At 61.2% G+C, this 12,439-nt stretch carries 11 protein-coding genes; 7 read left to right on the top strand and 4 right to left on the bottom strand.

Going from position 1 to position 12,439, the window contains the following annotated elements:
• Positions 1 to 23: 23 nt before the first annotated feature.
• Both WIR04_RS06205 and WIR04_RS06200 read right to left on the bottom strand, forming a co-directional pair.
• Entirely contained in the window at positions 24 to 1,250 is a 1,227-nt protein-coding gene (locus WIR04_RS06205) for an exonuclease SbcCD subunit D C-terminal domain-containing protein (RefSeq protein WP_338891272.1), read from the bottom strand.
• A gap of 107 nt (positions 1,251 to 1,357) precedes the next feature.
• Entirely contained in the window at positions 1,358 to 1,786 is a 429-nt protein-coding gene (locus WIR04_RS06200; RefSeq protein ID WP_338891271.1) for a GNAT family N-acetyltransferase, read from the bottom strand.
• 180 nt (positions 1,787 to 1,966) lie between these two features.
• Between WIR04_RS06200 and rdgC the strand changes: the two genes are divergently transcribed.
• A complete protein-coding gene (rdgC, locus tag WIR04_RS06195) occupies positions 1,967 to 2,878 on the top strand; it encodes a recombination-associated protein RdgC (protein WP_263684342.1) in 912 nt (303 codons plus the stop codon).
• Between the two features lie 84 nt (positions 2,879 to 2,962).
• Here the strand turns inward: rdgC and WIR04_RS06190 are convergent, their stop codons facing one another.
• Complete coding sequence (locus WIR04_RS06190) at positions 2,963 to 3,577, bottom strand: arylesterase (protein ID WP_338891267.1); 615 nt, start codon at positions 3,575 to 3,577, stop codon at positions 2,963 to 2,965.
• A gap of 114 nt (positions 3,578 to 3,691) precedes the next feature.
• On the opposite strand from WIR04_RS06190, the gene ggt reads away from it, so the two are divergent.
• Positions 3,692 to 5,473 carry a gamma-glutamyltransferase gene (ggt, locus tag WIR04_RS06185; RefSeq protein ID WP_338891265.1) on the top strand — a complete coding sequence of 594 codons (1,782 nt, stop codon included), beginning with the start codon at positions 3,692 to 3,694 and terminating at the stop codon, positions 5,471 to 5,473.
• Between the two features lie 361 nt (positions 5,474 to 5,834).
• Positions 5,835 to 7,466: a YbaL family putative K(+) efflux transporter gene (gene ybaL, locus WIR04_RS06180; protein WP_338891263.1), complete on the top strand. Its 1,632-nt coding sequence runs from the start codon at positions 5,835 to 5,837 to the stop codon at positions 7,464 to 7,466.
• Positions 7,467 to 7,597: 131 nt separating this feature from the next.
• Here the strand turns inward: ybaL and WIR04_RS06175 are convergent, their stop codons facing one another.
• Positions 7,598 to 8,899 carry a sigma-54 dependent transcriptional regulator gene (locus tag WIR04_RS06175; protein WP_338891262.1) on the bottom strand — a complete coding sequence of 434 codons (1,302 nt, stop codon included), beginning with the start codon at positions 8,897 to 8,899 and terminating at the stop codon, positions 7,598 to 7,600.
• A gap of 369 nt (positions 8,900 to 9,268) precedes the next feature.
• On the opposite strand from WIR04_RS06175, the gene WIR04_RS06170 reads away from it, so the two are divergent.
• The 4 genes from WIR04_RS06170 to WIR04_RS06155 all read left to right on the top strand — a co-directional run bounded on the left by WIR04_RS06170 (position 9,269) and on the right by WIR04_RS06155 (position 12,430).
• Positions 9,269 to 9,847, top strand: coding sequence for a hypothetical protein (locus WIR04_RS06170; RefSeq protein ID WP_226989642.1), 579 nt, complete (start codon positions 9,269 to 9,271; stop codon positions 9,845 to 9,847).
• A 192-nt stretch (positions 9,848 to 10,039) separates the two neighbouring features.
• A complete protein-coding gene (locus WIR04_RS06165; protein ID WP_338891260.1) occupies positions 10,040 to 11,032 on the top strand; it encodes a hypothetical protein in 993 nt (330 codons plus the stop codon).
• A 53-nt stretch (positions 11,033 to 11,085) separates the two neighbouring features.
• Entirely contained in the window at positions 11,086 to 11,763 is a 678-nt protein-coding gene (locus tag WIR04_RS06160; protein WP_338891258.1) for a C39 family peptidase, read from the top strand.
• 7 nt (positions 11,764 to 11,770) lie between these two features.
• Positions 11,771 to 12,430, top strand: coding sequence for a hypothetical protein (locus WIR04_RS06155; protein WP_139744216.1), 660 nt, complete (start codon positions 11,771 to 11,773; stop codon positions 12,428 to 12,430).
• The last annotated feature ends 9 nt before the right edge of the window (positions 12,431 to 12,439 follow it).

The following is a 12,439-nucleotide window of genomic DNA, read 5'->3' as shown; positions in this document are numbered from 1 at the left end:
CTCACCGGAGAGCAACAAGATTTTCATGAGTTGGACTCCTTCACCTGCTCCAGGATCTCTTCAAACGAGGCGACCAGCTCGGCCGCCGGCTCCCCCTCGAACTGCCGCTGATAGCAGAGACGGAACACCTCTGTGGGGGAGAGCTCATCCAGCCTGCGCCGCTCGCGGCCATCGGCCAGCCCTTCCCCCGAGCCCTGATACTGGGTGCTGATGCGGGCGAGGCGTACCGGTTTGCCCGCCATGGCCGCCAGAATGCGCTCGCGGATGCGGGCCTCGGGCTTAGGCAGCAGCAGCCTCACCTCGAGGAAGGGCTGCGCCTCCTGGGGACAGTCGGGCAGGGAGAGCCCCTCTATGGCGGTGAGCGCCTCTTCCAGGGTGCCCTGGGGCAGGCGGATCATCTCCACCGCGCGGGGCACAGGGATCCGCTCCAGCCCCGCCAGCTTGCCCCCCTCAAACCTGACCTCCAGCACCTGGTGGTTGTAGTTGGCCTCGGCGAGCGAGAGCGGCAGCGGCGAGCCGCTGTAGTGCACCCCCTCGGCCGGGCTCTGGGCCAGATGGAGGTGGCCAAGGGCGGTGTAGTCGGCGGTGGCGAAGATGTCGGCGGGCAGGGCGTGCTGATTGCCGCCGAGCACCCGCCGCTCGGAGAGCTCGGAGAGCTGACCCGCGGCCAGGTAGGCGTGGCCCATGGCGATCAGGGCCTGACCGGGCTCGCAGCGCGCGCGGCCTTGCGCCAGTACTTCCCGGTAGATCTGGCGAACTCCTTCGATCAGCCGATCCTGCCCCTCTTCGAGCGGCTCCACCCGCAGGTCGCTGCTGCGAAGAAAAGGCACGGCGGCGCACCAGGCGGCAACCTTGCCCTCCCTCTCTTGCAGCGGCACCAGCAGGCGATCGGTTTCGAGCTTGCCCTCCCCGTCCCGGCTGATGCTGCCCACCAGATGCAGGTCGAAGGCCCGCAACAGCTCGTGGGGAGCGTCCAGCTTGGAGGGAGAGTCGTGGTTGCCACCGATCAGCACCATGTTGAGGCGGGGCATCTCGGCGCGCAGCCTGGCCAGGAATCGATAGAGCTGCTGCCAGGCGCTGGCGGGAGGATTTGCGGTATCGAACAGATCCCCTGCTACCAGCAGGGCGTCGATCTGCCGCGTCTTGATGGTGTCGGTCAGCCAGTCGAGAAAGGCATCGTGTTCGAAGCGGCGCTCATGACCATGGAGTTGATGGCCAAGGTGCCAGTCGGCTGTGTGCAGGATCTTCATGAAAAACGGCTCGAAAGATAAGAGGGGGGGTGCCAGTGGTACCCGATGAGGACAAGATGAGGATACGCCCCTCTTTTTTCAAGCAAAACAGGCCGGTGACGTCAGATTCAGACGGCTTGGAAATGCATCTGGTACTGGGGATGACCGGTCAGGGGATCCGAGACCTCACCCCCTATCCTGAACCCGTGGCGGCAATAGAAGCGTACCGCCGGCTCGTTTTCCACGAAGACCCGGGTATGGAGCGCCCCCTCTTGCTGCTTGGCCTCCTGCAGCAGGGCATGGCCAACCCCGCGCCCCTGGCGGTCGGGTCGCACGAAGAGAGCCGCCAGGTAGTCATCCACCAGGGCCATGAAACCGAGCAACTCCCCGCGCTCTTCAAACACCCAGATGCGGGCGTGGTCGAGGTAGCGGGTACGCAGCTCCTCCTGAGCCTGCCACCAGCAGGAAGCGTCAACGAAATCATGGGCCTGCAAGGATGCCAGCAGCCAGATCTCGACGATCTCTTCCATGTCTTCCGGCCGGCTCGCTCTCAACATATTCGCATCCTTGTTAACAATTTGAACACTCGCAGTCTAGGGGAGTTCGATGACAAGACGGGCGGTCAAGATGAGGCCATGTGAAGTCGATCGCCCTTTATTTAGCGAGAATGATTGGCTGATCACAAAGCGCCTCTCTAGTACAATGCCCGCCGGACAATCTATGAGACCGAGGACGCCATGTGGTTTAAAAACCTGCAGATTTATCGCTTTACCCGCCCCTTTGACCTGACCGTGGATCAGCTGGAAACCCAGCTCGAGGCCTGTGCCTTCACCCCGTGCGGCAGTCAGGACATCTCCCGGTTCGGGTGGGTCAAGCCCCTCGGTAAATTCGGCTCCACCCTGACTCACAGCGCCTCTGGCCATATCCTGCTCTGCGCCCGCAAGGAAGAGAAGATGCTGCCGGGCACAGTGGTCAAGGAGATGCTGGCGGAGAAGGTGGAAGCGATCGAATTCGAGCAGGGCCGCGCCCTCAAGAAGAAGGAGAAGGAGGCCCTCAAGGAGGAGATACTCCACACCCTGCTGCCCCGCGCCTTCAGCCGCACCAGCCAGACCTTCGCCTGGATCAATCCGGCCGACAACCTGATGGTGGTGGACGCCGGCTCCGCCAAGAAGGCGGACGATCTGCTGGCGCTGCTGCGCAAGAGCATAGGCACCCTGCCCGTGGTGCCGGTGGCCCTCAAGAACCCGCCCGAGATCACCATGACCGAGTGGCTGAACGAGGGCAATCTGCCCGCCAGCTTCACCCTGGAAGACGAGGCCGAGCTGCGCAGTGCCATGGAACACGGCGGCATCATCCGCTGCAAGCAGCAGGATCTGATGAGCGACGAGATCAAGAATCACCTGGCCAACGACAAGCTGGTGACCAAGCTGGCCCTGAACTGGGGCGAGACCCTGAGCTTCGTGCTGGGGGACGATCTCTCCATCAAGCGCCTCAAGTTCAGCGAAGAGCTGCGCGAGCAGAACGACGACGTGACCAGCGAGGATCCCGCCGCCCGCCTGGATGCGGACTTTGCCCTGGTGACCGCCGAGCTGGCCCAGTTCATCCCGGCGCTGTTTGCCGCCCTGGGTGGCGAAGAGCAGTCCCTCTGAGTTGTCCCTTGCCTGTAAAAAAAACCGCCTCGGCGGTTTTTTTTGATCCCGGGTAGCCCCGCCGACACGGCAGGAGCACCCGCTTCAGAACGCGCCGCGCTCCTGCAAAAGCCGGTATAGCCGCTCGGCCAGGGCGCGATAACCCGCCCCATTGAGATGCACCGCGTCGGACTTGAACTCGCGGCTGCGCAGCAGCTCGCCAATGCTCTCCTCGTCCAGCACCAGCCCATACTGCTCTGCCAGTTCCCCGTATAGCGGCGCACCATCGGCAAACAGGGACTTGCGGGGCACGGCCACCAGCAGCACCTGGGCACCGCTGCCCTGCACCGCCTCTATCATGGCGGCGAGATTGGCCTTGAGCGCCACCTCGCCGCTGCCGCGCAGCATGTCGTTGCCTCCCTCCAGCAAGATCACCAGGGCGGGCCTGTGCTCGGCCAGCAGCGCCGGCAAGCGGGCCCTGCCCGCCTGGCTCAGTTCCCCCGACACCCCGGCATTGATGACGGGGTGACCACTCAAGCTCGCCAGTACGCTGGGGTAGCTCTGGGCCGGGCTGGCACCGCGCCCTTCGGTCAGGCTGTCACCAAAGGCCAGTATGGTCTCCCCCGCCCCCAGGGGTCTGAACCCCGGCTCGCCGCAGGCGGCCAGCAGCAGGCAGAGCAGCCCCGTCACGCAACGCCTCACCAGTCGTTCCTTGTGCATCCTGGGCCCTCCTTGAGATTTTTGTAACCATATGAGTATAAAGACAATCTTTCAATCGGGCTCCAACTGTGCCACATTCCGATGACTGTACAATAAACCGACAAGGAGCCTGTCATGTCCCTCAAACCCCTCGCCCTGCTGGTGGCCTTCGGCCTGCTCACCGGCTGCGCCCCCCAGAGTGCCTTTCATTATGTCCCCCCTCCCCAGACCCTGACAGCCCCCGAGGCGGCCAGCGGCTGGACCGACAAGCCGGGCTGGCAGGGGCGCGACTTCATGGTGGCCGCGGCCAACCCGCTGGCGGCGGATGCGGGTTACCAGATCGTCAAGGCGGGCGGCAGCGCCGTCGATGCGGCCATCGCCGTCCAGCTGGTATTGACTCTGGTGGAGCCGCAATCTTCCGGGATCGGCGGCGGCTCCCTCATGCTGGTGTGGGATGGCAAGCAGGTGGCGGCCGTGGATGGCCGGGAGACGGCACCGGCAGCGGCCACGGATCAGCTGTTCATGAAGGACGGCAAGCCGATGGCGTTCTATGACGGTGTGGTGGGCGGTCGCTCGGTCGGCGCCCCCGGTACTGTACGCGCCCTGGCGCTGGCCCACGCCCGCTATGGCAAGCTGCCCTGGGCCAGCCTGTTCGAGCCCGCCATCGCCCTGGCAGAGCAGGGCTTTGTGATAAGCCCCCGCCTCGCCACCCTGCTCGCCAAGGATCCCTATCTGGCCAAAGACCCCGAGGCCAGGGCTTACTTCTATCAGGCGGATGGCAGCCCCAGGGCGGCGGGCACCCGCCTCACCAACCCGGCACTGGCCGGGGTACTCAGGACGCTGGCACGGGATGGCGCCGATGCCTTCTATCGAGGGCCCATCGCCGAGGCCATGGTGGCCAAAGTCCACGCCCATCCCACCAACCCCGGGGTGCTGAGCGCCGCGGATCTGGCCAGCTACAGCGCCAGGCTGCGGGACGGCCTCTGCTTTGACTATCGCCAGAGCGAGGTGTGCGGCTTCCCGACGCCCTCCTCGGGCACCCTGGCCCTCGGCCAGATCTTCGGCATGCTGGAGAGCCGCGACATGGCGGCCCTCAGGCCGGTACAGGGGGCGGACGGCCGGCTGGCCGCCTCAAGCGAGGCGATCCACCTTTACAGCGAGGCGGCGCGACTCGCCTTCGCCGATCGCAACCAGTACGTGGCCGACGGCGACTTCGTCGAGGTGCCGGTGCGCGGCATGCTGGACAAGGGCTATCTCGCCGAGCGGGGCCGGCTCATCGGTGCCAAGTCCATGGGCGTCGCCCAACCGGGCACGCCGCCACTGGCGCTGACCATGGGCAAGGACGCCACCCCTGAGCTGCCCTCCACCAGCCACGTCTCCATAGTGGATGGGGACGGCATGGCGGTCTCCATGACCAGCTCCATCGAGGACGGCTTCGGCTCCCGGCTGATGGTCAACGGCTACCTGCTCAACAACCAGCTCACCGACTTCTCCTTCACCTCGGTGGATGCCGCCGGTCTGCCGGTGGCCAACCGGGTCGAGCCCGGCAAGCGCCCGCGCTCCTCCATGTCGCCCCTGCTGGTGTTCGACAAGCAGAGCAAGCAGCTGGAGATGAGCCTGGGCTCCCCCGGTGGCTCGGCCATCATCAACTACGTGGGCAAGACGCTGCTCGGCACCCAGGACTGGGGGCTGAACCTGCAGCAGGCCATCGACCTGCCCAACTTCGGCAGCCGCAACGGCCCCACCGAGCTGGAGCAGGGACGCACGCCCGAGTCCGTTATCCAGGGGCTCAAGGCCAGGGGACACGAGATAGTGCTCAGCGAGCAGACTTCGGGCTTGCAGGGGGTGCAACGCAATGCCGGTGGCTGGTTTGGCGCCGCAGACCCGAGGCGGGAGGGGGTTGCCAGGGGCGAGTAATCCTTGGTGCGCATCAACGGAGGCGGCCAGGAGGCCGCCTCCGTCATCTTGGCTCCCCGGCGAGCCAAAAACCCATCAAGGATTGATTACTCCTGCCAATATTTACCGGAAAAGACTTTTTAACCACTCACAAAACAATGTTTTATATGAGCTTGAAGTCAAATTAGATCTGAAACTTGGATAAGTGTTGCTCGAGCAGTAAAAATACATTACTTTTCAATGGAAACGGCATCTGTTGCCTCCAAGATATTGTGCTTGATGCGGCCAACTTCTGTCTCTTTCGCCCCCTGCTCATTGACAGCTGCCCTCTTCGCCTCCTGGTGATCTGGTAGCCCCTGACTGCCATTAGCGAGGTGACGACATGGACCATTCACTCCCCCTGATCACAACCCTGGTTGGCGGCTTCGTGCTCGCCTATCTTTTTGGCATGCTGGCTCAACGCCTGCGCATCTCCCCCATGGTGGGTTATCTGGCAGCCGGGGTCGTATGCGGCCCATTCACCCCCGGCTATGTGGCCGATTTGAGACTCGCCCCCGAATTGGCGGAGATCGGCGTCATTCTGTTGATGTTTGGCGTCGGCCTGCACTTCTCCCTGAAAGATCTGCTCTCGGTCAAACACATCGCCATCCCGGGCGCCATAGTGCAGATCACCCTGGCGACCCTGCTCGGGCTCGGCCTCTCCCAGTTGCTCGGCTGGAGCATCACCGCCGGCCTGGTGTTCGGGCTGGCACTCTCCACCGCCAGCACAGTGGTGCTGCTGCGGGCGCTGGAGAGCCGGGGGCAACTGGATACCAAGGAGGGGCGCATCGCCATCGGCTGGCTCATCGTCGAGGATCTGGTGATGGTGCTGGCCCTGGTGCTGCTCCCCATACTGGCGAACCTGCAGACCGGAGGCGAGGCCCTGACCCTGGCCCATGTACTCCGGGATCTGGGCTTCACCCTGGCCAAGGTGGCCGCCTTCATCGCACTGATGACCATAGGGGGCCGCCGCCTCATCCCCTGGATGCTGGCCCGCACCGCCGCCACCGGCTCCCGCGAACTCTTTACCCTGGCCGTGCTCTCCTGCTCCCTGGGTATCGCCTTCGGGGCGGTCAAGCTGTTCGGTGTCTCCTTCGCCCTCGGCGCCTTCTTCGCCGGGGTAGTGATGAACAGCTCCCACCTCAGCCACAAGGCTGCCAACGATACCCTGCCACTGCAGGATGCCTTCGCCGTGCTCTTCTTCGTCTCTGTGGGCATGCTGTTTGACCCCACCATCTTGCTGCGCGAGCCGATGGCGGTGCTGGCAACCCTCTTTGTCATTGTCATCGGCAAGTCGGTGGCGGCCTTCGCCATAGTGCGCCTGTTTGGCCACAGCGTGCGCACGGCACTGACCATCTCGGCCAGCCTGGCCCAGGTGGGGGAGTTCTCCTTCATCCTGATGGGGCTGGGTGCCATGCTCGGCTTGGTGCCCGATGTGGCGCGCGATCTGGTGCTGGTGGGCGCCTGCTTCTCCATCATGCTCAATCCACTGGTGTTCAACCAGGTCGAGAGCTGGCTAAGAAGCAAGCCTGAGCCCCAGGTCGAGACCGGTACTTCCCTCTGTCCCCTGCAGGGTCATGTGGTGGTGGTCGGGGCCGACGCCATCGGCAGCCATTTGATTCGGCAGTTGCATGAGCAAGGAAGGGAGATGGTGGTGATAGATCCGGATGAGCAGTTGCTGGAACCCTGGCGCGCTCAGGGGATCACCTGCCTCGCAGGCCACCCCATCCAGAACGACCTGCTCTCGGTGGCGCTCCCCGATGCCAGCTGGTTGCTCATCACCCTGGATGACAGCCTGCTGGCCGGAGAAATTGCTGCGAGAGCCCGTGAACAGGGAGACCTGCTGCGCATTGCCGCCTGTGGTCACCAGGCGGAAGAGGTGCATCACCTGCTGATCCGCGGCGTCCATCAGGTGGTCCAAAGTGAAGAGGAGGCGGCGCGCCGTCTGTGCCAGCTGGCAACGCACGCCTCCTGACGACCCCCTCGAACGCATCCGCCGCCCGGCCGGGTTGTGCACATTTGCACAAATAAAAACCCGGGCCTGTTGCCCGGGGTTTGGCACCGAACGGCATGGAGCAAGAGCCGCCATGCACGCAATGACGAGGACTACAGCAGGTCGTGCTTGTCCAGCAGACGGTAGAGGGTGGCGCGCGAGATGTCCAGGGTGCGCGCCACCTCCTCCAGCTGATCCGGGAAACGGGCCAGCGTCCGTTGCAGCGCCTGGCGCTCTGCTGCCTCACGCACGGCTTTGAGCGAGCCATCGAGCAACAGGGAATCCATGTTGGTCAGCTCCATGTCATCGGCCTCGATGAAGGGGCCCGAACACATGACTGCAGCCCGTTGCACCCGGTTGCGCAGCTCCCTGACATTGCCAGGCCAGCCATAGGATTGCATGGCCTGACGCGCCTTGTGGGTAAAGCTCAGCATCCGCCCTCCCCGCACTTCTGCCAGTATATCGTCGGCAAGCAGCTGGATATCCTCGGCCCGTTCGCACAAGGCAGGGGTGCGCAGCCGTACCACATTGAGCCGATAGTAGAGGTCCATGCGAAATCCGCCGCTGGCCACCGCCTGCTCCACGTCGATATTGGTGGCTGCGATGACCCTCACATCCACAGTCCGGGTCAGATGACTGCCCACGGCCTCTATGCTCTGTTCCTGCAAGAAGCGCAGCAGGGTCGCCTGGTCCTCCAGTGGCAACTCCCCGATCTCGTCGAGGAACAGGGTGCCGCCATCGGCCGCCTCAATCTTGCCTATCTTGCGGCTCTGGGCACCGGTGAAGGCCCCCTTGACGTGGCCGAACAGCTCGGACTGGATCAGCTGATGGGGCATGGCGCCGCAGTTGACGGCCACAAAAGGACTGTCTTCACCGAAGGTGCTGTAGTGCAGCTCACGAGCCACCAGCTCCTTGCCGGTTCCGCTGGGTCCGGTCACCAGCACGGGCAGGCGACAATGTTGCAGCCGCATGATCTGCTCGCGCAACTGACGAATGGCGCTGCTCTCCCCCTGGATGAAGCGCAGCTGAGCCGGCATCTTGGGTCGATGGCGCCGGATGAGCTGCGCCATTCCCAGCGCATGACCCAGGCTGTGGGAGAGTCTTTCCTGATCGAGCGGGAAGGTGTGGAAATCATGGAAACAGGCTGCAAGCAGGTTGCGCAGGGCTTCGCTGGCCAGGCAATCACGCTCGATCAGGCCAATCCACAGGCTGCTGGAGTATTGGCCAATCAGGGAATACAAGGCGTCATGCTGCTCCGGCTTGATGGCCACCAGCACCAGGGGATACGCCTTTTCCTGCAATTTCTGTTCTGCCACCGCCAGGGAACTCGCCTGCTCCACTTGCCACTCGCCTTTTATCAGCAGGCTTTCCAGCACGGCACATGAATTGATGAGTAACAATGCCGTTTCTGTCATAGGGAAAACTCCTTGTTATAGCCTCTGCACGAGAGAGTCTGACCATTGCTCTTTGAGGCTCACTCTTTCATCTGGAAAGGGCATGGCGATCGTCAAATGACACCAACTCAAGATAACCAGACGATGATAACTATAAACCATCCCGCATTTAGACTGATGACACCACAATAATGAGACAGCAAAATTAACGGTGAGAAACAATAAAGTCATTGATAAACAATGTGTTGATGAATCATATAAAAGTTCATTATCAAAACTGAGACTTAAACACAAATAACTCAAATACAAAAACAATATATATCAACAAGTTACCAACTGGCACATTCATTGCTCTCTCTAATAAGCCCTCCTGGCATATGGAGACAGAGCATGAAAACATATATTGCACTGGCAATTATTTCCCTTTCCGTATTCGCACAACAGTCACAAGCAGAGAATCGTGTTGATCTCGGCTCGCAAGCCCTCAGCAATATTCGTGGCGCCATGGGTGTCAATATGGTCGCCGGTAATAACAACCAGCAGGGCAACCTCGCCGCCATAGCGCTATCAGGGCCGGCCATCGTTCAGTTTAGTCAGCAGAATCAATCCACTACCAATCTCAATGGCAACCAGAGCGTGGCCATTCTGGGCTCGGCGCTGAGCCAGAGCCAGGGGCTGGTCGGGATCAATCAGGGTGCCGGTGAGGCCAACCAACAGCTGAATGCCTTCGCCTTGTCGCTGGATGACAGCGGCATCGGCGTGGTGACCGACATCAACCTCAGCACCAGTGTTGCAAAGACACCTGCGGGCAAGGTGCCCTCCAACACAACCACCAGTATCTATCTGGACGACAACGCCCTGACGGGCAGCAAAGGCGTCATCCAGGTGAACCAGGTCACGGGACAGGGAAACCAGGCAGTTAACATGGTCTCCCTGCCTCTGGCTGGCGCAGTAACGACATCCCCATGATGTCGCAGGGATCGGAAGCCGAGTCCGGGGGCGTAGATTCAGCCGATGGGCAAATCTTCCACAGAAAGTTCAATGGAGAGACTCATTATGCGTGGACTTATTTATAGCTCATTAGCCGCTGCGGTTGTCATGGCCATGTCGGGCACCGCCTCCGCCGATTACCGCGGTGACAGGGATGAGACAGGGGCAACCTTGACCAAGAAGGTCAAGGCAGAGGTCGATGTGGAGTACGAAGGCGACGTTCGCATCGGCGGCTACATCAATGTCAACAAACTCGGCATGGCGGTGGTGGACAACCAGCAATCCAGCTCCATGATCGGCACTGCCAACACAAGAACGGAGAACACGAGCAAGATTGACGGCTCCTTCGAGGGTGCATCCGGTAACGTCGGCGCCAACGTAGCAGCCGGTGACTCCAACGTACAAGGCAACAGCGCTTCCCTAGCAGCCTATGACGAAGTCGATGCCGAGTTCATCATGGGCCGCGGCCAACAACAAGGCATGCCCGGTGGCTCTTCGGATGCCGAGATCTTCTCCACCCAAAGTGCCAGCCAAAACTGGACTACCAACCACGGTCATCAGAACAAGGCCGGGATCGGCGACGGGGCATTCCAGAATGCCGCGGGCAACATAGGTGCCAACGTGACATCTGGCTCGGGTAACGTCCAGGCCAACAACATGGCAGCCTCGGTGTCCACCGGCAACATGGCCGTGGCCACAGTGGCAAACAGCCAGAGCGTGTCCAAGAACATGACCGAGAACAAGAGCCTGAGTGCCACCAAGACCGTGGACTACAACCCCATCTTCCTGAAGCTCAAAGCCGAGGGTGAGTACGAAGGGACGAGCAAGCAGACCAACAACGTCTATCCGGAAATCTGGAAAGATGGTGATCATCCCAATGGCGGCAGTCTCTGGGGCCACATCGACTATGACAATCAGGACGATAATGGCAGCAAGGACTCCAAGTTCAAGTTCGAGGAAGAGGGTGATATCAAGCTCAGTGGCTATGCAACTGGCTTCATCCCCGTGGTCAATACCTACACCAGCCGCGAAACCTTCAACCGGGCAACCATCGATGGCGGCGCCTTCAACGGTGCCGTGGGCAACATCGGGGTGAACGTGTCGTCGGGCACCAACAATCTGCAAGCGAACAACCTCTCGCTGGCCGCAGGTTTTGCCAAGTAATGCACTTCAGAGGGGGCCTTTGCGCCCCCTTTTTTCAGGACATGGAGGTCTCAATGCGCTGGCTACTGTTGTTGTTATTCTGCCCTGCGGCCTGGTCGGCCAATATGCCATTGGGAGAACATCTTCCGGCACTGGGGGATCTCAACAAACCGGTACAGAGCATTCTGGAGCGCCGTTATGCCAATATCGAGCGCCAACAGACAGATTTCAGCTGTGGGGCTGCCGCCGTCGCAACCATACTGCGCTACTCCTACGGCCATACAACGAATGAACGCTGGGTGATGGATGGCATGTTGGCCATGACAGACCCGGAACAGGTCAAACGCTATGGCTTCTCCATGCTCGACATGAAGCAATATTTGCAAATGCTCGGCATGCGCGTCAGAGGGTATCGCCTGGGAGATGAAAAATTGCGGCAGGTGAGAGTACCCACCATAGTGCTGCTCAATATTCGCGGCTATCAGCACTTTGCCGTGCTGCGTGCCATCGATCGCCACGACCGTGTCTATCTGGCAGATCCGGCCCTCGGAAATCGTGTCATTACGTTCCAGGAGTTCAAGGAAAGCTGGAACGGCATACTGCTCGCCGTTATTGGTGCCGGTTATCGCCCGGATGCGCCTCTGGCCAATCCTTCTCCTCCACTCTCTGCCAGAGGAAAAGATGGGCTGTTCGCCCCCGTCAATGAAACATCCTTGCTGGAATTTGGTTTTCAGCACAAAGAGCTAATGTGAGGTCATCATGAATACCCGACCCGCCATATGCCTCATCTGCAGTCTGGGTGGCTTTGCCTGCCCACTGCTGGCCGATTCGGATCCTCTGGCACTGCTGTCAGACCATTTTGCTCCTGAACTGGCCGATGGAGAGCTGGCCCATTTACGCGGTCGCTATGTCAGTACCCACGGGATCAGCTATTTCGGCATCGAGTTCATTTCAACCCTGACGACTGCCCAGGCCCAGCAAACTGCCGCCATGAACCTGGCCCTGAGCGTGGTGCAAAATAAACCCAAACTGGATGTACGCATCAAGGATGAGGTCAAGACAGTAACAACGACGCCTCAGAGTGCCCCCGTACAAGGCGCGGGCTTGGTGCAAGTCGTGCAGCTGGAGGGGAGCGGCAACAGCTCCGTGAACCAGGCGGGGATTACACTGACGGCCCCCGAAATGACGGGACAGATCGTCTCCGCGGGCAATTACGAGCATCAGGGGAACCTTGGTACTGCCAGTTACCGAGTTTCAGGCAATTATGCCGGGCTGCAACTAAACTCGTCCGATGGACGAGTCCGATTGGAACAGAGTCTGAGAGGAACCGATTTCAGTCGAGGTCTGCTGCAGCTCAATAGAGTCAGGGGTGACGGTTTGCAGACCCTCAATCAGACCAGGATCTGGCTTTCTCGCTGAGAACAGATG

This window comes from Aeromonas rivipollensis (genome assembly GCF_037811135.1).
In the GTDB taxonomy this organism is placed as follows: Bacteria; Pseudomonadota; Gammaproteobacteria; order Enterobacterales; family Aeromonadaceae; genus Aeromonas; species Aeromonas rivipollensis.
Note: the sequence above shows the minus strand (reverse complement) of the source record. Positions and strands in the feature narration are given on the sequence as shown.

Excerpts from the sequence above, each read along its gene's own strand:
- WIR04_RS06205 (WP_338891272.1), bottom strand. The coding sequence starts at position 1,250 with ATGAAGATCCTGCACACAGCCGACTGGCACCTTGGCCATCAACTCCAT.
- WIR04_RS06200 (WP_338891271.1), bottom strand. The coding sequence starts at position 1,786 with ATGTTGAGAGCGAGCCGGCCGGAAGACATGGAAGAGATCGTCGAGATC.
- rdgC (WP_263684342.1), top strand. The coding sequence starts at position 1,967 with ATGTGGTTTAAAAACCTGCAGATTTATCGCTTTACCCGCCCCTTTGAC.
- WIR04_RS06190 (WP_338891267.1), bottom strand. The coding sequence starts at position 3,577 with ATGCACAAGGAACGACTGGTGAGGCGTTGCGTGACGGGGCTGCTCTGC.
- ggt (WP_338891265.1), top strand. The coding sequence starts at position 3,692 with ATGTCCCTCAAACCCCTCGCCCTGCTGGTGGCCTTCGGCCTGCTCACC.
- ybaL (WP_338891263.1), top strand. The coding sequence starts at position 5,835 with ATGGACCATTCACTCCCCCTGATCACAACCCTGGTTGGCGGCTTCGTG.
- WIR04_RS06175 (WP_338891262.1), bottom strand. The coding sequence starts at position 8,899 with ATGACAGAAACGGCATTGTTACTCATCAATTCATGTGCCGTGCTGGAA.
- WIR04_RS06170 (WP_226989642.1), top strand. The coding sequence starts at position 9,269 with ATGAAAACATATATTGCACTGGCAATTATTTCCCTTTCCGTATTCGCA.
- WIR04_RS06160 (WP_338891258.1), top strand. The coding sequence starts at position 11,086 with ATGCGCTGGCTACTGTTGTTGTTATTCTGCCCTGCGGCCTGGTCGGCC.
- WIR04_RS06155 (WP_139744216.1), top strand. The coding sequence starts at position 11,771 with ATGAATACCCGACCCGCCATATGCCTCATCTGCAGTCTGGGTGGCTTT.